Annotated in this window: 19 protein-coding genes, 1 tRNA gene and 1 pseudogene; 6 read left to right on the top strand and 15 right to left on the bottom strand. The window is 63.6% G+C overall.

What is annotated here, in order from left to right; all coding sequences use genetic code 11:
* Positions 1 to 72 precede the first annotated feature (72 nt).
* From ACVDG8_RS36410 to ACVDG8_RS36390, 5 genes are all read right to left on the bottom strand, one after another.
* Positions 73 to 420 (bottom strand): hypothetical protein, encoded by a 348-nt coding sequence (locus ACVDG8_RS36410; protein WP_447252794.1) that lies wholly within the window; start codon positions 418 to 420, stop codon positions 73 to 75.
* Position 421: 1 nt separating this feature from the next.
* Positions 422 to 1,987: an amidase gene (locus ACVDG8_RS36405; protein ID WP_447252793.1), complete on the bottom strand. Its 1,566-nt coding sequence runs from the start codon at positions 1,985 to 1,987 to the stop codon at positions 422 to 424.
* Positions 1,987 to 2,445, bottom strand: a complete 459-nt coding sequence (locus ACVDG8_RS36400) for a GNAT family N-acetyltransferase (RefSeq protein ID WP_447252792.1) — start codon at positions 2,443 to 2,445, stop codon at positions 1,987 to 1,989. The genes ACVDG8_RS36405 and ACVDG8_RS36400 overlap by 1 nt, the downstream gene beginning before the upstream one ends.
* A gap of 3 nt (positions 2,446 to 2,448) precedes the next feature.
* Entirely contained in the window at positions 2,449 to 2,736 is a 288-nt protein-coding gene (gene gatC, locus ACVDG8_RS36395; protein WP_447252791.1) for an Asp-tRNA(Asn)/Glu-tRNA(Gln) amidotransferase subunit GatC, read from the bottom strand.
* A gap of 154 nt (positions 2,737 to 2,890) precedes the next feature.
* Positions 2,891 to 3,598 (bottom strand): metal-dependent hydrolase, encoded by a 708-nt coding sequence (locus tag ACVDG8_RS36390; protein ID WP_447252790.1) that lies wholly within the window; start codon positions 3,596 to 3,598, stop codon positions 2,891 to 2,893.
* Between the two features lie 116 nt (positions 3,599 to 3,714).
* Between ACVDG8_RS36390 and ruvX the strand changes: the two genes are divergently transcribed.
* Positions 3,715 to 4,200, top strand: coding sequence for a Holliday junction resolvase RuvX (ruvX, locus tag ACVDG8_RS36385; RefSeq protein WP_447252789.1), 486 nt, complete (start codon positions 3,715 to 3,717; stop codon positions 4,198 to 4,200).
* On the opposite strand, the gene ACVDG8_RS36380 is transcribed toward ruvX, so the two are convergent.
* From ACVDG8_RS36380 to ACVDG8_RS36370, 3 genes and pseudogenes are all read right to left on the bottom strand, one after another.
* Positions 4,139 to 4,480 carry a DUF6105 family protein gene (locus ACVDG8_RS36380; protein ID WP_447252788.1) on the bottom strand — a complete coding sequence of 114 codons (342 nt, stop codon included), beginning with the start codon at positions 4,478 to 4,480 and terminating at the stop codon, positions 4,139 to 4,141. The two genes, ruvX and ACVDG8_RS36380, sit on opposite strands and share 62 nt — an antisense overlap.
* Entirely contained in the window at positions 4,480 to 5,034 is a 555-nt protein-coding gene (locus tag ACVDG8_RS36375) for a hypothetical protein (protein WP_447252787.1), read from the bottom strand. The genes ACVDG8_RS36380 and ACVDG8_RS36375 overlap by 1 nt, the downstream gene beginning before the upstream one ends.
* Before the next feature lie 155 nt (positions 5,035 to 5,189).
* Positions 5,190 to 6,819: pseudogene (locus tag ACVDG8_RS36370) on the bottom strand (DNA alkylation response protein).
* A 162-nt stretch (positions 6,820 to 6,981) separates the two neighbouring features.
* On the opposite strand from ACVDG8_RS36370, the gene ACVDG8_RS36365 reads away from it, so the two are divergent.
* From ACVDG8_RS36365 to dprA, 4 genes are all read left to right on the top strand, one after another.
* Positions 6,982 to 7,962 (top strand): aspartate carbamoyltransferase catalytic subunit, encoded by a 981-nt coding sequence (locus ACVDG8_RS36365; RefSeq protein WP_447252785.1) that lies wholly within the window; start codon positions 6,982 to 6,984, stop codon positions 7,960 to 7,962.
* Positions 7,959 to 9,245, top strand: coding sequence for a dihydroorotase (locus ACVDG8_RS36360; protein WP_447252784.1), 1,287 nt, complete (start codon positions 7,959 to 7,961; stop codon positions 9,243 to 9,245). Before ACVDG8_RS36365 ends, ACVDG8_RS36360 begins: the two co-directional genes overlap by 4 nt.
* Positions 9,246 to 9,308: 63 nt before the next feature.
* Positions 9,309 to 9,890, top strand: coding sequence for a glycerol-3-phosphate 1-O-acyltransferase PlsY (gene plsY, locus ACVDG8_RS36355; RefSeq protein WP_447252783.1), 582 nt, complete (start codon positions 9,309 to 9,311; stop codon positions 9,888 to 9,890).
* Entirely contained in the window at positions 9,887 to 11,014 is a 1,128-nt protein-coding gene (dprA, locus tag ACVDG8_RS36350) for a DNA-processing protein DprA (protein ID WP_447252782.1), read from the top strand. Before plsY ends, dprA begins: the two co-directional genes overlap by 4 nt.
* A 32-nt stretch (positions 11,015 to 11,046) precedes the next feature.
* Here dprA and ACVDG8_RS36345 read toward each other — a convergent pair whose 3' ends face one another.
* Both ACVDG8_RS36345 and ACVDG8_RS36340 read right to left on the bottom strand, forming a co-directional pair.
* The gene (locus tag ACVDG8_RS36345; RefSeq protein WP_447252781.1) at positions 11,047 to 12,192 is read right to left on the bottom strand and encodes a hypothetical protein; all 1,146 of its coding nucleotides are present in this window, start codon (positions 12,190 to 12,192) and stop codon (positions 11,047 to 11,049) included.
* A gap of 109 nt (positions 12,193 to 12,301) precedes the next feature.
* Positions 12,302 to 12,378 (bottom strand) — tRNA-Lys (locus ACVDG8_RS36340).
* Positions 12,379 to 12,671: 293 nt separating this feature from the next.
* Between ACVDG8_RS36340 and ACVDG8_RS36335 the strand changes: the two genes are divergently transcribed.
* Complete coding sequence (locus ACVDG8_RS36335; protein WP_447257185.1) at positions 12,672 to 13,181, top strand: BA14K family protein; 510 nt, start codon at positions 12,672 to 12,674, stop codon at positions 13,179 to 13,181.
* An 86-nt stretch (positions 13,182 to 13,267) separates the two neighbouring features.
* On the opposite strand, the gene ACVDG8_RS36330 is transcribed toward ACVDG8_RS36335, so the two are convergent.
* From ACVDG8_RS36330 to ACVDG8_RS36310, 5 genes are all read right to left on the bottom strand, one after another.
* Positions 13,268 to 13,744 carry a DUF6882 domain-containing protein gene (locus tag ACVDG8_RS36330; RefSeq protein WP_455707460.1) on the bottom strand — a complete coding sequence of 159 codons (477 nt, stop codon included), beginning with the start codon at positions 13,742 to 13,744 and terminating at the stop codon, positions 13,268 to 13,270.
* Positions 13,745 to 13,778: 34 nt separating this feature from the next.
* Positions 13,779 to 15,269, bottom strand: coding sequence for a glycerol kinase GlpK (gene glpK, locus ACVDG8_RS36325; RefSeq protein WP_447252780.1), 1,491 nt, complete (start codon positions 15,267 to 15,269; stop codon positions 13,779 to 13,781).
* A gap of 263 nt (positions 15,270 to 15,532) precedes the next feature.
* A complete protein-coding gene (glpD, locus tag ACVDG8_RS36320; protein WP_455707459.1) occupies positions 15,533 to 16,825 on the bottom strand; it encodes a glycerol-3-phosphate dehydrogenase in 1,293 nt (430 codons plus the stop codon).
* A complete protein-coding gene (locus ACVDG8_RS36315) occupies positions 16,747 to 17,055 on the bottom strand; it encodes an FAD-dependent oxidoreductase (protein WP_455707458.1) in 309 nt (102 codons plus the stop codon). Before ACVDG8_RS36315 ends, glpD begins: the two co-directional genes overlap by 79 nt.
* Before the next feature lie 126 nt (positions 17,056 to 17,181).
* Complete coding sequence (locus tag ACVDG8_RS36310; protein ID WP_447252778.1) at positions 17,182 to 17,949, bottom strand: DeoR/GlpR family DNA-binding transcription regulator; 768 nt, start codon at positions 17,947 to 17,949, stop codon at positions 17,182 to 17,184.
* Positions 17,950 to 17,968 lie beyond the last annotated feature (19 nt).

The raw sequence follows: 17,968 nt of genomic DNA, 5'->3' as shown, positions 1-17,968 counted from the left end.
CTCCGTCAGGAATTCTGTCAAAACAAAGAGATAGGGTGGCATTTCACCGTTTCGGTGAAACGGTGAAATGCTCTAGCGAGCGCGCGAATTGTTGCGGGTGGTGAAGCGGCTGACGGCCTCGGCGACAGCCTCGCTGTCTCTGGTGATGCGCAGTTCCTCGCCGCCGGATGCCAGCCACGCGAGTTCCGTGCCGAGGAAATACGCAAACAGGGCGAAAATCGCCAGGAACGAGAGCAGGCCGAAAAGGCCCATGGCGATCGTTCCAGGGGATCTGTCGAACAGCCCCCATCTCGCGGTGATGACGACGATCGCAATCGAAGTGGCGAGGAAGCCGACCCTGATTACCGAACGGCGCGGCGGATTCCTGACGGTCAGTTCGTTGCCCGTCTCGACAATGTCGATGCGAGACGGGGCTGGCATTTTACCACCACTTCTCCGGCTGAAATTTGCCCGCCGCCTGCTCGATGACATGCGCTGTCTGGAACAGCGTTTCCTCGTCGAACGGCCGGCCAATCAGTTGCAGCCCCAGCGGCAAGCCCTTGCCGTCGAGGCCGGCCGGCACTGAAATGCCGGGAAGGCCGGCCATGTTCACCGTCACCGTGAAGATGTCGTTGAGATACATCTTCACCGGATCGGAGGCCATGTCCTCGTCGGCGACGCCGAAGGCGGCCGACGGGGTTGCAGGGGTCAGGATCACATCGACGCCCGCGGCAAAGATGTTCTCGAAGTCGCGCTTGATCAGCGTGCGCACCTTCTGCGCCTGCAGGTAATAGGCATCGTAATAGCCGGCCGAGAGTACATAGGTGCCGATCATGATGCGGCGCTTGACCTCGCGGCCGAAGCCGGCGGCGCGCGTCCGTTCATACATGTCGATGATGTCCTTGCCGGGCACGCGCAGGCCGTAGCGGACACCGTCATAACGAGCCAGGTTGGACGAGGCTTCGGCCGGCGCCACGATATAGTAAGCCGGCAAAGCATATTTGGTATGCGGCAGCGAGATGTCGACGATCTCGGCGCCGGCATCCTTCAGCCAGGCAATGCCCTTTTGCCACAGCGCCTCGATGTCTTCCGGCATGCCGTCGACCCGGTACTCTTTCGGAATGCCGACCTTCATACCCTTGATCGGCTTGCCGATCGCCGCTTCATAGTCCGGCACCGGGCGGTCGACGGAAGTGGTGTCCTTGGGGTCGACGGAAGCCATGGATTTCAGCAAGATCGCGGCGTCCCGCACGTCGCGCGCGATTGGCCCGGCCTGGTCCAGCGACGAAGCGAAAGCGACGATGCCCCAGCGCGAGCAGCGCCCGTAGGTCGGCTTGATGCCGACCGTGCCGGTAAAGGCGGCGGGCTGACGGATCGAACCGCCGGTGTCGGTGGCGGTGGCGCCGGCGCACAGGAATGCGGCAACGGAAGACGCCGAGCCGCCGGACGAGCCGCCCGGCACCAGCTGCGCGTTGTCCAGCGTGCGGGCGGTCTTGGTGCCGCCTGCGGAGACAAAGCCGCCATCGCCCTGATGCGTCGTCGGCATCACCACCGTGTCGAGCCGCGAGCGGCGCCACGGATTGATGACCGGGCCATAATAGGACGTCTCGTTAGACGAGCCCATGGCGAACTCGTCCATGTTGAGCTTGCCGAGCATCACCGCGCCGTCGGCCCATAGATTGGCGGTGACGGTGGACTCGTAACGCGGCTTGAAGCCATCCAGCACATGGCTGCAGGCCTGGGTGTGGATGCCTTCGGTGGCGAAAAGATCCTTGATGCCGAGTGGGATGCCTTCCAGCGCACCGCCCTCGCCCTTGGCAAGCTTCTCGTCCGAGGCCTTGGCCATGTCGCGCGCCTTGTCGGCGGTGACGGTAATATAAGCATTGAGCACCGGATTGGCGCGGTCGATTGCCGAAAGGTAGGCCTCGGTGATCTCGGCAGCAGAGATCTCCTTGCCGCGCAGCTTGGCGCGGGCCTCGGAAATGGTCAGATGTGTAAGATCGCTCATCAGGCTAGGCTCTTTTCGTAAAACACCGACCATTCGGAGTCGGGATAATCCAGCACCGGTCCGCAACGCGAGAATCCGGCGCGCTCATAGACGGTCCAGGCCGCGGGATGGCGGTCGCCGGTTTCGAGGACCAGTCGCTTCAAACCTTCCTGCCTGGCCAGCGCCTCGACCTGCCCGACGATCCGGGCGCCGATTTTCTGGCCGCGATGCGAAGGCCGTGTGTACATGCGCTTGACCTCGCCGACAGCGCTGTCATGGCGCTTCAACGCGCCGCAACCGATAGCGAGACCATTGTCGCGGGCGATGAACACGGTCGTGTCCCCGCCGGCCATCTGCTCGACGGTGAGATGGTAGCAATGTTCGGGCGGCGTCAGTTCCAGCAGCGTCGCGTTGAGTTCGGCGACCAGCGCGCGCACGTCGTCCTGCAAAGGCGCCTCGACGGCGATCTCGACAGCCACGCTTTACTCCACCACCTTCGGGACAAGGAAGAAGTTCTCTTCCGTCGCCGGCGCGTTGGCGACGATATCGGCGGCCTTGTCGCCGTCGGTGACGGCATCCTGGCGCTTCTTCATCTCCATCGGCGTCACCGAGGTCATCGGCTCGACACCCGAGACATCGACTTCGTTCAGTTGCTCGACGAAGCCAAGGATGGCGTTCAATTCGCCAGTCATGCGCTCGGCATCCTCCTCGCTCACCGCGATGCGGGCAAGGCGCGCGACGCGCTTAACGGTCTGAAGATCAACGGACATGTTCTATCGCCTCGGGAAAACCACTGCGGGCTATAGCGGCGCGGCGCTTGGCGCGCAACATCGATGATAACCGGCGACCACGCCGTGGCGCCGCCGCGCGTTCAGGTAACGCGCGGCCCCGGCGGTCCGAAAGTCGCATCCCCGGCAGAGCGAGCTAGATCGTGATCGTCTTGCCGATCTCCGGCAGCGCCACCTTGACGCCCGAGCCTTCCAAGCCGGCGACGAATTTGTCGGCGGTCTGGTCGATCATCGGAAACGTGCCGAAATGGCAGGGAACGACCGTATCGAAGTGGAAAAAGCGCTGGCAGGCAAGCGCTGCCACGGCGCCGCCCATGGTGAAACGGTCGCCGATCGGCACGATGCCGACCTTCGGCTCGTGCAACTCATTGATCAGCGCCATGTCCAGGAAGATGTCGGTGTCGCCCATATGGTAGAGCGTCTTGTCCTCGGGGAAATGCAGGACGAGGCCGCCCGGATTGCCGAGATAGGTGTTGGTGCCGCCTTCCCCGCCGAAAGAGGATGAATGCAGGGCGTGGACGAAGGTGGTGGTGAATGGGCCGCAATCGACGGTGCCGCCGAGATTGCCCGGATTGATCTTCTCGCCGCTGACGCCCTTGCCGACCAGATACATGCAGATCTCGAAATTGGCGACCAGCATGGCGCCGCTCTTGTTCAACACTTCGATCGCGCCGTTGACATGATCGTTGTGGCCGTGCGTCAGCAGCACATGGGTCACGCCTTCGGCCGGACCTTCCCAGCCACCGCTCCAGGATGGATTGCCGATCAGATAGGGATCGATGAGGATGGTGGCGTCCTTGGTCTCGACGCGAAATGCCGAATGCCCGTACCAGGTCAGTTTCATGAATGCTTTCCTCGATTTTTCCGTTGCCTGAGGATAGAACGCTCCCGGCAAATTGAAAGTGGCGCGCCGCTCCTAAACGTCAAAGGGATGTGACGCCAAAATGTCAGAGGAAGCTGTTGGCCGTTATTTCAATCGAGGAATTGCCGCCGCGGCTTGCCGGCGGCCGCACGCTCGCCGGCCTCGATCTCGGCGACAAGACGATCGGCGTCGCCGTGTCAGATCGTGGGCTTTCCTTTGCCCATCCGCGCCCGGTCATCATGCGCAAGAAGTTCTCCATCGATGTGGCGCAGCTGCTCGCCCAGCTCGAGAAGGACAATGTCGGGGCGTTCGTGCTCGGCCTTCCCGTCAACATGGATGGCTCGGAAGGGCCGCGCGCGCAAAAATCCCGCGCCTTCGCCCGCAACATGGCCATGCTTTCCGATCTGCCAATCGTGCTGTGGGACGAGCGGCTGTCTACGGTGGCAGTGGAACGGACGCTGATCGAGATGGATTTCTCGCGCAAGAAGCGCGCCGGCAAGATCGATTCGGCGGCCGCCGCCTTTATTCTGCAGGGAGCCTTGGACCGGCTTCAGTCGCTCGGCTCAGATGATCTTCTCCGATAGCGCTCGGCCGGCGCTGCCGGATCCATTCGGCGATGTTGCGCCGGCGGCGGAAGGCCCATAGGCCCATCAGCAGGAAAAAGTCGAAAATGCAGGTCCGCGCGACCATGCCCGGGATGATCCCGGGGTCGATGCCGAGCATCCGGCCATAAAGCTGGAAAGCGAAATCGTGCACCTGCCGGCTCAGCATCACATAACCGAAGTTGATGTCGTTGAGCGACAGGAAGAACCAGCCCCAGAAGATGGCCATCGGAGCTGCCCACAGTGCGAAGATCGTGCGCATCAGCGGCGGCCTCCAGGCTTGGTTTCCGGTCGGGCGATGCGCGAAAGCAGCGAACTGTGCGCGGCGCCCATAGCCATGCGCGCGGCGGCACGGACATCGTTCTCCTGCAAGGCCATGGCGGCGACAACCGAGCGGCGCTCGGCCTGCACGGCGACATAGGATGCCAGCAAAGCCGTCATCTGGATCGCGACGACCATGAAGAGCCCGTCTATGCCCTGCGCGACGCCGCCGATGAGGATCAGCGACAGCAGGAACGAGGCGGCAATGAAGGCGATCTGCACCACGCTGTCACCCGCGTCAGGCCTTGCCATCGCGTTGAGCAGCGTCTCGACGAAGGCCCAGCAGAACAGGACCGCGACGATCAACAGCGCAACCGAGAGCGGCGCGACCACGGCAAAATGATCGAGCGCGGGAAACCGATCGCCCTGGATCGGGACGCCAAGCACGCCGAGCGCAGCGTCAATGCCGCGGCTGCCGTCGATGCAAATATAGGCCAGCAGGGCGAAAACCACCGCCCAATGCAAGGCCAGAAATGAGCTCAACACGTGCCGCATGCGCTTCCCGCTTCGCGGAGGCCGGGCGGCTATGGTTAACCTTTCCCTACTCCAGCATGTGGAGAGTGGGCTTTGCGAGCGTCGCCCGCAATGGAAACCATTTGTTAAGGTTAACGACTATCCACAGGCCGGCAATTCGGCCCCTGGCGGGAAGATCAGGTCACCGGCGGATAGAGCGTGTCGATGATCATGCGCGCGTCGTGGCGCGAGATCGAGCATGCCGTAAGTGGTGCGCCATTGCCCGGCAAGCCGCGTCTCGACGAAGGCATCGGCGATGCGCCCTGCCCCCAGACGGCGCAGTTCGGCCGCGGCGGCCGAAAGCGCCAGTTGCTCGGTCAAGAGGCGCGCCGAGCCCTCATCCGTCGAGGCCACTTGCATCGCCGCCTTGAGCACGCCGATGGTGCCGCGGCCGCCGGCGCCAAGATCGCGGTCGATGCCGGCAAGCACCTCCTCGAACAGGCCGGGCGCACGGCCGAGCACGCGCAGCACGTCGAGCGCCATGACATTGCCCGAGCCTTCCCAGATCGCGTTGACCGGTGCCTCGCGATAATAACGGGCGAGCGGGGCTTCCTCGACATAGCCATTGCCACCCAGGCATTCCATCGCCTCGAAAAGCAACGCCGGCGCGATCTTGCAGACCCAGTATTTGACCACCGGCGTCATGGCGCGGGCAAAGGCCGCCTCGCCGCGATCGCTCGCCGCCTCGTCGAACGAACGGGCCAGCCGGAACGAAAGGGCCGTGGCGGCCGCGACATCGAGCGCCATGTCGGCAAGCACACGCTGCATCAGCGGCTGGTCGATCAGATTGGCGCCGAACACCTGACGGTGGCGTGTGTGGTGAACCGCTTCCGCCAGCCCCGCCCGCATGATCGCCGAAGAGGCGATCGCGCAGTCGAGCCTGGTCAGCGTCACCATGTCCATGATCGTTTTGACGCCGGCGCCTGGGTCGCCGACCATCTCGCCGATCGCGTTGATGAACTCGACCTCAGACGAGGCGTTGGAGCGGTTGCCGAGCTTGTCCTTCAGCCGCTGGAAGCGAAAACCGTTGCCGGTGCCGTCGCCCAGGATGCGCGGCACGAGGAAGCAGGACAGCCCCTCGGGCGCCTGGCCAAGCACCAGGAAGGCATCCGACATCGGCGCCGACATGAACCATTTGTGCCCGGTGAGCCGGTAGAAGCCGCTGCCGGTGCGCTCGGCCCTTGTGGTGTTGGCGCGCACATCGGTGCCGCCCTGCTTTTCGGTCATGCCCATGCCGAGCGTCAGTCCGGTCTTCTGCACCGGCGGCTTCTGCGTCTGGTCGTATTTGCGCGTCGTCACGCGCGGCGCCCATTCGCGAAACAGTTTTGGGCTCGCCATCAGCGCCGCCAGCGAGGCGTTGGTCATGGTGATGGGGCATAGATGCCCGGTCTCCAGTTCGGCGGTCAGGTAGAAGCGCGCCGCCCTGACCTGGTGGCGGCGGCCGATCTCGGTATCGCCGTTCTCCCAGACCGAGGAATGCAGGCCGCCGGCGATCGAGCGGCGCATCAGCGCATGATAGGCCGGATGATATTCAACAAGGTCGAGACGCCGGCCCTGGCGGTCGTGCGTCCTCAACTTCGGCGTGTCGGTGTTGGCGAGGCGCGCGAGTTCCTGCGCCTCTGGCGTCACGGCGAATTTGCCGAGAGCGTCGAGGTCCTTGCGCACCGGGTCCGAAAAACGCTCCGCGAGCTGGATGAGCAACGGATCGCCCCGCCATGCATTGCCGCCCGTCAACGGCGGCGGCTGGTTGATCACCTCGTCGGTCACGCGTCTTCCTTACATCCCAAGGCCACGATCACGAATCCGGGGCCATCCGGCCTTATAGCCCAAGCGTTACGGGGCGCGCGACGAAAATACCGGGGAGAACGCCTGCAATCCAAAGCTGGCGCTTGCGGCGGCCAAGAGTGCACCCTATAGCAGCGCCTTGAGATGACCGACGCTTCGTCCCTGCCGCTTTATCCTCACCGCCATCTTCTGGGCATCCGCGATCTTTCCCCCGCCGACATCGAGCTTTTGCTCGACCGGGCCGACCGCGCCGTCGCCATTTCCCGGCAGTCCGAGAAAAAGACCTCGACGCTGCGCGGCCGCACCCAGATCAACCTTTTCTACGAAGCCTCGACCCGCACGCAGTCCTCTTTCGAACTCGCGGGAAAGCGCCTTGGCGCCGATGTCATGAACATGTCGGTGGCGAGCTCTTCGGTGAAGAAGGGCGAGACGCTGATCGACACCGCCATGACGCTCAACGCCATGCGGCCGGACATCCTGATCATCCGTCATCAATCGGCGGGCGCCGCCGCCCTTCTGGCGCAGAAGGTCGGCTGCTCGGTGGTCAATGCCGGCGACGGGGCGCATGAGCATCCGACGCAAGCGTTGCTCGACGCGCTCACCATCCGCCGCGCCAAGGGGCCGCTATCGAAGCTGATCGTCGCGATCTGCGGCGACATCCTGCATTCGCGCGTCGCCCGCTCCAACATCATGCTCTTGAACGCGCTTGGCGCGCAGGTGCGCGTCGTGGCGCCCTCGACGCTATTGCCATCGGGCATCGACAGGATGGGCGTGATCGTGTCGCGTTCGATGGCCGAAGGCCTCAAGGACGCTGATGTGGTGATGATGCTGCGCCTGCAGCGCGAGCGCATGGAAGGCGCCTTCGTGCCATCGATCCGCGAATATTTCCGCTATTTCGGTCTCGACGCCGAGAAGCTCAAGGCGGCCAAGGAAGACGCGCTGGTCATGCATCCGGGGCCGATGAATCGCGGTGTCGAGATCGCCTCCGAGATCGCCGACGGTCCGCAAAGCGTCATCCAGGAACAGGTCGAGATGGGCGTCGCCGTGCGCATGGCGGTCATGGAAGCTCTGCTCGACCCGCGTCGCAATGATGAGGGCCGCAACCATGAGGGGCGCGGCGCATGAGCGTGACAGTCTTCAGCAAGGCGCACATTGTCGACCCCTCGCGCGGCGTCGATGAGATCGGCAGCGTCATCGTCGATGGCCGCAAGATCGTCGCGGCCGGAAAGGCTGCCCTGAACCAAGGTATCCCGGAAGGCGCCATCGTCGTCGATTGCGCCGGAAAGACCATCATTCCAGGCCTGATAGACGGCCGCGTCTTCATCGGCGAACCCGGCGGCGAGCATCGCGAGACCATCGCCTCGGCAAGCCTCGCGGCGGCGGCCGGCGGCGTCACCTCGATCGTCATGATGCCGGACACCGATCCGGTGATCGACAACGTGGCGCTGGTCGAGTTCGTGCTGCGCACCGCGCGGGACACCGCAAGCGTCAACATCTTCCCGGCCGCGGCGATCACCAAGGGTCTTGAGGGCCGCGAAATGACCGAATTCGGCCTGCTGCGCGAGGCCGGCGCGGTTGCCTATACCGATGGCCGCCACACGATCGCCAACGCGCTGGTGATGCGCCGCGCGCTCACCTATGCGCGCGATTTCGGCGGCATCATCGCGCATGAGGTCCAGGACGCCGATCTCGCCTCGTCCGGCGTGATGAACGAAGGCCTTTATGCAAGCTGGCTCGGCCTGTCGGGCATCCCGCGCGAAGCCGAGCTGATCCCGCTCGAGCGCGACCTGGCGCTGGCGCGGCTCACCGGTGGCGCCTACCACGCGGCAAAGATCTCGTCCGCTGTGGCGGCCGGCGCCGTGAACCGGGCGAAGACTGATCGCGCCAATGTCACCGCGGGCGTGGCGATCCACAATCTGTCGCTCAACGAGAACGATGTCGGCGAATACCGCACCTTCTTCCGGCTGACACCGCCCTTGCGCGCCGAAGACGACCGCCTGGCGATGATCGAGGCGATCAAGGACGGCACGATCGACATCATCGTTTCCTCGCATGATCCGCAGGATGTCGACACCAAACGCCTGCCCTTCGCCGATGCCGCCGCCGGCGCGATCGGGCTGGAGACGCTGCTTGGCGCGTCGCTTCGGCTCTACCACAATGGCGATGTCCCATTGCTCAGGCTGATCGAGACGCTGTCGACGGCGCCGGCAAGGTTGTTCGGCCTGCCCGGCGGCACATTGAAACCCGGCGCGACGGCCGACCTCGCCGTTATCGATCTCGACGAGCCATGGATCGTCAGCGAAACCGGTCTGCGTTCGCGTTCGAAGAACACCTGTTTTGAAGGCGCGCGCCTCCAGGGCAAGGTCTTGCAAACGATGGTGGCGGGCCGCACAGTCTTTTCGACCTGAGCATCGGCCCACAAGGCGGGATGGCCGCCGCAGGCTAGACTGCGGAATAATAAGGGGGAAACAATGGGTTACGCGATCGCCCTGATATTCGGCTATCTGCTCGGCTCCATCCCGTTCGGGCTCCTGATCACCCGCGCGGCCGGCCTTGGCGACGTACGCAAGATCGGCTCCGGCAATATCGGCGCGACCAATGTCTTGAGGACCGGCAACAAGGGCCTTGCCGCCGCGACGCTGCTGCTTGATGCCTTGAAGGGCACCGCTGCCGCCCTCATCGCCGGCCATTTCTTGCCCGGTTTTGGGCTTCTGGCAGGCTTCGGCGCGTTCCTCGGTCATCTCTTTCCGGTCTGGCTCAGCTTCAAGGGCGGCAAGGGCGTCGCCACCTATCTCGGCGTGCTGATCGGGCTCGCCTGGCAGGGTGCGCTGGTCTTCGCAATCGTCTGGCTCGCGACGGCGTTCCTGTTCCGCTACTCCTCGCTGGCGGCGTTGATCGCGGCGGTGGTCGTGCCGATCGCGCTCTACTTCATCGCCACGCCTCAGGTCGCCGGGCTGTTTGCGGTGATGAGCCTGATCGTCATCGTAAAACACCGCGCCAACATTTCGCGCCTACTTGCCGGCACCGAAGGCAAGATCGGAGCCAAGGGATGAGCGTGCCGGCCGCCGGCCCGCGCCTCAGCGACCGGCAGCGGCTTGCCTGGCTTCGCTTGATCCGCACGCCGAATGTCGGCCCCGCCTCCTTTCGCGGACTGATCAACCGCTTCGGCTCGGCGGAGGCGGCGCTGGAAATGCTGCCGGAGCTGATGATCTCCGGCGGCGCCAACCGCATCGTGCGCATCCCCTCCATCGCCGAGGCTGAAGCGGAACTGGAAACGGCCCGGCGTGCCGGCGCCCGCTTCATCGGCATTGGTGAGGCCGACTACCCGTCCATGCTGAAGCGGACGGACAACCCGCCGCCGCTGATTGCGGTGAAAGGCGAAGGCGCGGTGTTCCGCCTGCCGGCGGTGGCCATCGTCGGCGCCCGCAACGCCTCGCTCGCCGGCATCAAGATGGCGCGCATGCTGGCCGCCGATCTCGGCCGCGAGGGCTATGCCATCGTTTCCGGTCTGGCGCGCGGTATCGACACGGCAGCGCACAAGGGCAGCGTCGCGACCGGCACGGTCGGCGTTCTCGCCGGCGGCCTCGACGTCCCCTACCCGCCGGAAAATGCCGGCCTTTGCGACGAGATCGCCGATCGCGGCGGCGCCGTCGTCTCCGAAATGCCGTTCGGCTGGCAGCCGCGCGCCCAGGATTTTCCGCGCCGCAACCGTCTCGTCGCCGGCATGGCGCTCGGCCTTGTCGTTGTCGAGGCAGCACAACGCTCCGGCTCGCTGATCAGCGCCCGCCTTGCCAACGAGATGGGCCGCCTGGTCTTCGCCGTGCCCGGCTCGCCGCTCGATCCGCGCGCCGCCGGTTGCAATGCCTTGCTGAAGGACGGCGCCACGCTCGCCACCGAAGCCGCCGATGTTTTAGGCGCATTGGCGCCGCTGGCCGGCACCCGCTCTCCTCGCGGCACGCCGCTTGCCGAGGCGCCGGACCTGGCGGCGTTGCCGCCGCCCGGCGAGAACCAACGCGCCGACGTGCTGGAAGCGCTTGGACCGACGCCGGTCGCGGTCGACGAGATCATCCGCCACACCGGATTAAGCGCCGCGCAGATCGCCATGGTGCTGTTGGAGCTCGACCTTGCGGGGCGGCTCGAGCGTCACCCCGGCGGGAATGTGTCGCTGCTTTCTTGATCCGCCGCGCTGTCGGTGACTTCCGACCTCGCCTATCGAAACAGATATTTCGACACTTCCGGATTGCCCCGGCGCCACATCACATTGTCGAGGAAATAGTGGTGCACGTTGATGAAGATCAGCACGATGAAAAAGAACAGCGAGGAGCCGAGGACCTGGCTGTCATATGGCACCAGCGCGGTCAGCACGAACGGGATCAGCCAGAAACCGAGATAGCCGAGCGCCGCGCCGCCGACGATGAAGCCCAGCACCCGAAGCCTGTAGCGAGGGCCTAGGACGGACAATATCCTTGGCTCCGGCTCCCTTGCCGCATCCTGGCCGTCGCGCTCGACATTGGTCTGATAGCGCCAGACCACCGCCAGGTATTGCAGCGAGTGCAGCGCCGGCACCACAAGCAGCCAGAGCGGATTTATCCTGGCGATCAGGATCCAGAGATAGAGCGAGGCAACATAGGCCACGATGCCGTTATACGGCAGGCCGCCGCCATTCTTGCGCCAGCGATTGGCCAGCATCACAAGCGTCGTCGCGGTCGACGCGACGGCCGCCACCAAGGCAATGTCGGCGATCCACGAAGGCGCCGCGAATGTGTAAAATTGCAGGCCGTAATATTGTCCTGCGGTCACCGCCGTGTTCGTCTGCAGCCAGGCCAGGATCCACACCGCATAGCTGTTGACCAAGAGCACCTTCTTGTCGCGCTCGTCGAAGAATTTGCGCTTCAGCACCGCATCCACCATCAGCATGCCGTAGCCCTGCTTGACGTAGTGCCAGCCGACGAAGAAGAACATCGCATTGGCCGCATAGCCGAGCAGGCGGGTGTTTGAGGTCGCCGCGCCATAGGCGAAGAACAGCGCCATGACCACCGGAACGACGATGCCCGCGAAACCATAGCGAAGCTGCAGGCTCCGGTCATAGCCCTCGCCGCGCAGCTTGCGCCCGAAATTGCGGTAGAAAATCTGGTACGAGTGGGCGAAGTGCGGATAGTTCACCGCATAGGCCACAACGACCATCGTCGCAGCCAGGGCACCTTCATACGCACGCGGCACGAAGAACAAGACCGGCAGGATCAGAAAAGCGCCGCCACCGAGCATGAGGAAATCGGCGATCGGGCCGAAGAGATATTTGCCAGGCGGCGTCGCTGCTTTGCGGGCCGCGGTATCTACCGAAAGGTCAAGTGTCATCCTGGAACCTCCCTCGGGGAGGTCGATCCTAGCCATCAGCAGGCCTAGTCACAAGGTTTGGGCTGCGGCACAGCGGCGACAATCACAGCTTCATCGCGCTTGGACAAATTGGTGAGCGCGATGGGATTCTGAACCCATGACCTACTGATTAAAAGTCAGTTGCTCTACCGGCTGAGCTACGCGCTCCCGCGGGCCCGGAAATGCCGCCCTGGAAATTGCGCGGAACATAGGGAGAGTGCCGCGACGGGTCAACCGGAAAAAGCGGCTCTCCGGGCAGGGCTTTTCCGGCACTGCTGCATTGCTTCGAGCGCAAAGGCTATTGACCTTTGAAGCGCCTCAGTCCGGCTGCGCCAAGGCCCGTTGGCGGGTCCGAAGAAACATTACAAATCAGCAGCTTGGGGCTTTTTGGGGAACTATCGACAGCCCGGCCCGTTACCTCGCGACAAGGGACGTCAATCACCCTTTCGAAGGAGAAGACCATGAACAAGATCGTAACGGGTATGCTGGCGACCGCTTTGTCAGTTTCGTTTGCCGCGGCCGCCGCCGTGCCGGCCAATGCGGCCCAGATGTTTGTGCCACAGGCGCCGGACTCTTCGTCAAACGTCATAAACGTCGCGGAAGGTGGGGCCCAATATTGGCGCCATTCGGGCCGCCATTTCGGCAATCGCCGCTTCAGCCGCAATTTCGGCGACCGCAATTTCGGTTCGCGTCGCTTCGCCGGCAATGACGGCGCATATTGGAACGGTCATCGCGGCTATCGCGAGTATCATCGCGGCTATCGCCGCCATGGCGACTATTGGTTCCCGCTGGCCGCATTCGGCGCTGGCGCGCTGATCACCGGCGCCATCATCAACAGCGAGAACAATCGTGTCTATCGCGGCGATTCGCATGTGCAGTGGTGCTATGACCACTACCGTTCGTACCGCGCTTCGGACAACACCTTCCAGCCGAACTACGGCCCGCGCCAGCAGTGCCGTTCGCCTTACTGACGCGCCGAGTAGCAGTTGAGTGTGAGTATCGAGTGGAAAAGGCCCGCGCTGGAAACGGCGCGGGCTTTCTGTTGGCAAGCGCGGCCTCAGTTGGCCCAGCTGATCTTTTTAAAGGTCAGGTACAGGCCTCCACCTTCGCCGCGCGGGGAGCGATAGGCACCAAGCGCATCGCAAACGCGAACCATTGCCCCGGTCAGTCCCCAGCCGAGTGCTTCAAGGTCACTTCCCTGGTCGGTCACATAGGGCTGGGCGAGTTCCTCAATGCCGTTCTTCTCGCCGAAGGATCGAACGCGCTTCGCGTCGCCAAGGAGTTTGCCAGGCAGGTTTGAATTCGACCATGCCCACAACCAGTTGCCGGCCTTGGCGCTCGTAGAGCCCGCAATCTGGATTTCGGAGACCACCTTGACGCCGCTCTGATCGGAGAACACCAGCGTTCCGGCCGTCAAGTCGTAGTCGTAACGCGACCAACTGCCGAGACGGAATTCTTTCTTCAGGCCCGCGTTCTTGGCGGTCAGTTTTTCAAACGCCTCGTCTTGCCAAGCAGGATACCAATCTGGCTGCATTTCTCCTCACCCAGGGCTGTCAGTTGACCGGTTGTTATACGCTCAATGTCCTGCGCACCGCATCGCGCCATCCAGCGAGCTTTGTCGAGCGCGTGGTCGCATCCATGTCCGGCTTGAAGCGCCGCTCCAGCGCCCAGGTCTTGGCGAATTCCTTTGCCTTCGGCCAGACGCCCGCCTTCGATCCGGCGAGCCAGGCCGCTCCCAGCGCGGTCGTCTCGAGGATGGTCGGGCGGTCGACGGGCGCATCGAGAATGTCGGCCAGCCGCTGCATGGTCCAGTCCGACGCCACCATGCCGCCGTCGACGCGAAGCACCGTCTTGGCAGCGCCGCCCTTCCAGTCCTTGCGCATGGCATCGAGCAGATCGCGCGTCTGGAAGGCGACCGATTCGAGTGCGGCGCACGCGAACTCCGCCGGACCGGAATTGCGCGTCAACCCGAAGATAGCGCCGCGCGCTTCGGCGTCCCAATGCGGCGCGCCGAGGCCGACGAAGGCCGGCACCAGATAGACTTGCTGCGCCGGATCGGCGCTCGCCGCCAGCACGCCGCTCTGCTCGGCCTTGCCGATCACCTTGATGCCGTCGCGCAGCCATTGCACGGCGGCGCCCGCAATGAAGATCGAGCCTTCCAGCGCATAGGTGGTCTTGCCGTTCAGCCGGTAGGCAATGGTGGTGAGCAGCCGGTTCTTCGAGCGCACCAGATCCGCGCCCGTATTGAGCAGCGCGAAGCAGCCGGTGCCGTAGGTCGATTTCATCATGCCAGGCTCGAAGCAGGCCTGGCCGATGGTCGCCGCATGCTGATCGCCGGCGATGCCGAGGATCGGCATCTCGGCGCCGAACAGGCTCTTCTCCGTAACGCCGAAATCATCGGCGCAATCCTTCACCTGCGGCAGGATCGCGGCGGGAATGTTCAGGATGGAGAGCAGCTCATCATCCCAGACGTTCTTTTCGATGTTGTAGACCAGCGTCCGCGAAGCGTTGGTGGCATCGGTCGCGTGGACCTTGCCGCCGGTCAGCCGCCAGATCAGAAAACTGTCGATGGTCCCGGCGAGCAGTTCGCCCTTCTCGGCGCGTTTGCGCGCACCCTTCACCTTGTCCAGCATCCAGGCGATCTTGGTGCCGGAAAAGTATGGGTCGAGAAGCAGCCCGGTCTTGCGGGTGAATTTCTTCTCCAGCCCCTGCTTCTTCAGCTTCCGGCAGAGCGGCGCCGTGCGCCGGTCCTGCCAGACGATGGCATTGTGGATCGGCTTGCCGGTCGCCTTGTCCCAGATGACGACCGTCTCGCGCTGGTTGGTGATGCCGATCGCCGCCACATCCGAGACGGCACAGCCAGCGGCCTTGAGCGCCGCTTTCACCGTCGCCAGCACGCTCGCCCAGATTTCCTCCGGGTCATGCTCGACCCAGCCCGACGCCGGATAATGCTGGGTGAATTCCTGCTGGCCGCTGCCGGCAACCTTCATGTCGCCATCGAACAGGATCGCCCGGGTCGATGTCGTTCCCTGGTCGATGGCCAGCACAAATCCGCTCATTCCATTCCTCCGCCACGATACGAACAGGGAGACGGCAACGCGCCGCCTCCCCCAATTTCACACGGGCGCGAACGCCCGCATAGACAGTCCTACTTCTGCCAGCTCTTGACCAGTTCGTCGTAGTTGATGGTCTGCGGCTTTCCTTCTCGTTCTCGATCTTGAGCTGAGGAGCGAGATTGCCGGCCTTGACCGCGTCGGCGTTCCAGTAGGCCAGGTCTTGCTCTTCGGCGAGCTTCGGTCCATTGCGCGTCAGCGGCCGATACTCACTCGGCCGCCGCTACGTGTCGTCCGCTCAGTCCGCGCATGAATTCTTCCAGCGCCGCCGTCTGCTCGCGGTTGAAATGCAGGCCGCGCTTGGTACGACGCCACAGCACGTCCTCGGCCGTGACCGCCCATTCGTTCTCGGCCTGATAGCGGACTTCCGCCTCATAAAGGTCGCCGCCGAAATTGCGGCCGAGATCGACATAGGATTTGGCCAGGCCCAGCAGCTTCTCGGCGCGCGTGCCGTAAAGCCGGGTGAACCGGCGCGCCAGCCGCTGGTCGAGGAATGGATAGGCGCTCTTCAGCCTGGCGACCTGAGCGTCGAAACCGGTCGCCGGGAAATCGCCGCCGGGCAGCGGCGCGTCATGCGTCCACGGCTTGCCGCGCTTGCCGAGAAAACCCTCGATCTTGTCCAGCATCGATTCCGCCAGCCGGCGCGACGTGGTGATCTTGCCGCCAAACGCGTTGAGCAGCGGCGCGCCCTCCCCGCCATCGGCCTTCAGCACGTAGTCGCGGGTCGCTTCCTGGGCCTTCGAGGCGCCGTCGTCATACAGCGGCCGCACCGCCGAATAGGTCCAGACGATGTCGGAGCGCTTGACCGGTTGGGCAAAGTATTCGCTCGCCGCCGCGCAGAGATAGTCGATCTCGGTGTCACTGATCTTCACGTCATGCGGATCGCCGGGATAGTCGCGATCGGTGGTGCCGATCAGCGTGAATTCTTCCTCGTAAGGAATGGCAAAGATGATCCGGCCATCCTTGTTCTGGAAGAAATAGGCGCGCGGATCGTCGAACTTCTTGTTGATGACGATGTGGCTGCCCTGCACGAGGCGGACGTTGTGGACATCGTTCTGGCCAACAGCGGTCTGCAGCACATGATCGACCCAGGGTCCGGCGGCATTGACCAGCAGCCGCGCGCGGACCTCTTCGGTCTCGCCGGTCGAAACGTTCTGGATCTGTATCGTCCACAGCGCGTTCTCACGGCGCGCACTGACGACCTTGGTGCGCGTGCGGATGACGGCGCCCCGATCGGCGGCGTCGCGGGCGTTCAGCGTCACGAAGCGAGCATCGTTGACCCAGCCGTCCGAATACTCAAACGCCTTATGGAACAAAGGCTTCAACGGCTTGCCGGCCGGATCGGTGGCCATGTCGAGTGTCTTCGTCGCCGGCAAAAGCTTGCGGCCGCCGATGTGATCGTAGAGGAACAGCCCAAGCCGGATCAGCCAGGCCGGCCGCAGGCCCTGGCGTAAGGCAACACGAAGCGCATCGGCCAGATGATGTGCGGCGCGTTCTTCCACAGCACTTCGCGCTCCATCAGCGCTTCGCGCACCAGCCGGAACTCGTAGAATTCGAGATAGCGCAGGCCGCCATGGATGAGCTTGGTCGAGCCGGAAGATGTCCCGCTGGCCAGATCGTTCATTTCCGCGAGGAAAACTGAAAATCCGCGGCCAACAGCGTCACGGGCTATGCCGCAGCCATTGATGCCGCCGCCTATGACAAAAATGTCATGGATCGGAGATGAGTCCACAAATTCCTCCAACGATTTCGCATTGCACCATTTTTGTGTTTTACGAAACCGTGGCGGAATTATTTCGAACTCAAACCGAATGTCAAACGAAATATCGCAGTCATGTGAGACGTCCGTGATATAAGCCTATGCAAGCGCCGTCTCGATCAGGCGAACTTCGGTTTCCTCGCAGATCCGGCGGACCGAGGGAATATCGCAGCGATCGGTAATGAAGGTGTTGACCTGCGAAAGATGGCCGATGCGGACCGGCGCCGTGCGCTCGAACTTGGTCCGGTCGGAAACCAGAATGACATGGCGGGCATTGGCGATGATGGCCTGCGCCACCTTCACTTCGCGGAAATCGAAATCGAGCAACGCGCCGTCATGGTCGATCGCCGAAGCGCCGATGACCGCATAGTCGACCTTGAATTGACGAATGAAATCAACGGCCGCCTCGCCGACTATGCCGCCGTCGGAACCGCGCACCACGCCGCCGGCAATTACCACTTCTATCGAAGGATAGATGCGCATCCTATTGGCAACGTTGATGTTATTGGTGATGACCATAAGTCCGTTATGATCCAGGAGTGCCTTGCTGACGGCCTCGGTGGTGGTGCCGATGTTGATGAACAGCGAGGCATTGTCCGGGATTAGTCGCGCCGCCGCACTGCCGATCGCCTCCTTCTCGTCGGCGGCGATCTTGCGCCGCGCCTCATATTCCATGTTCTCGATGCCGGAGGGAAACAGCGCCCCGCCATGGATGCGGGTGAGCAGGCGCTGGTCGCACAGGTCGTTAAGATCCTTGCGGATGGTCTGCGGCGTCACGTTGAAGTGTGTCGCCAGATCATCGACCAGCACGCGGCCATGATCCTTCGCCATCTGGATGATTTCGGCATGGCGTGGCGACAGAAACATCGCGCGTCTCCCCCGTTTT

This window comes from Mesorhizobium sp. ORM8.1 (genome assembly GCF_053005525.2).
Note: the sequence above shows the minus strand (reverse complement) of the source record. Positions and strands in the feature narration are given on the sequence as shown.

Coding starts and splice junctions, on each gene's coding strand:
- ACVDG8_RS36365 (WP_447252785.1), top strand. CDS start 6,982: ATGACCGACGCTTCGTCCCTGCCGCTTTATCCTCACCGCCATCTTCTG.
- gatC (WP_447252791.1), bottom strand. CDS start 2,736: ATGTCCGTTGATCTTCAGACCGTTAAGCGCGTCGCGCGCCTTGCCCGC.
- ACVDG8_RS36390 (WP_447252790.1), bottom strand. CDS start 3,598: ATGAAACTGACCTGGTACGGGCATTCGGCATTTCGCGTCGAGACCAAG.
- ACVDG8_RS36335 (WP_447257185.1), top strand. CDS start 12,672: ATGAACAAGATCGTAACGGGTATGCTGGCGACCGCTTTGTCAGTTTCG.
- ACVDG8_RS36310 (WP_447252778.1), bottom strand. CDS start 17,949: ATGTTTCTGTCGCCACGCCATGCCGAAATCATCCAGATGGCGAAGGAT.
- ACVDG8_RS36360 (WP_447252784.1), top strand. CDS start 7,959: ATGAGCGTGACAGTCTTCAGCAAGGCGCACATTGTCGACCCCTCGCGC.
- ACVDG8_RS36375 (WP_447252787.1), bottom strand. CDS start 5,034: ATGCGGCACGTGTTGAGCTCATTTCTGGCCTTGCATTGGGCGGTGGTT.
- ACVDG8_RS36330 (WP_455707460.1), bottom strand. CDS start 13,744: ATGCAGCCAGATTGGTATCCTGCTTGGCAAGACGAGGCGTTTGAAAAA.
- dprA (WP_447252782.1), top strand. CDS start 9,887: ATGAGCGTGCCGGCCGCCGGCCCGCGCCTCAGCGACCGGCAGCGGCTT.
- ACVDG8_RS36380 (WP_447252788.1), bottom strand. CDS start 4,480: ATGCGCACGATCTTCGCACTGTGGGCAGCTCCGATGGCCATCTTCTGG.
- glpK (WP_447252780.1), bottom strand. CDS start 15,269: ATGAGCGGATTTGTGCTGGCCATCGACCAGGGAACGACATCGACCCGG.
- ACVDG8_RS36405 (WP_447252793.1), bottom strand. CDS start 1,987: ATGAGCGATCTTACACATCTGACCATTTCCGAGGCCCGCGCCAAGCTG.
- ACVDG8_RS36345 (WP_447252781.1), bottom strand. CDS start 12,192: ATGACACTTGACCTTTCGGTAGATACCGCGGCCCGCAAAGCAGCGACG.
- plsY (WP_447252783.1), top strand. CDS start 9,309: ATGGGTTACGCGATCGCCCTGATATTCGGCTATCTGCTCGGCTCCATC.
- ACVDG8_RS36410 (WP_447252794.1), bottom strand. CDS start 420: ATGCCAGCCCCGTCTCGCATCGACATTGTCGAGACGGGCAACGAACTG.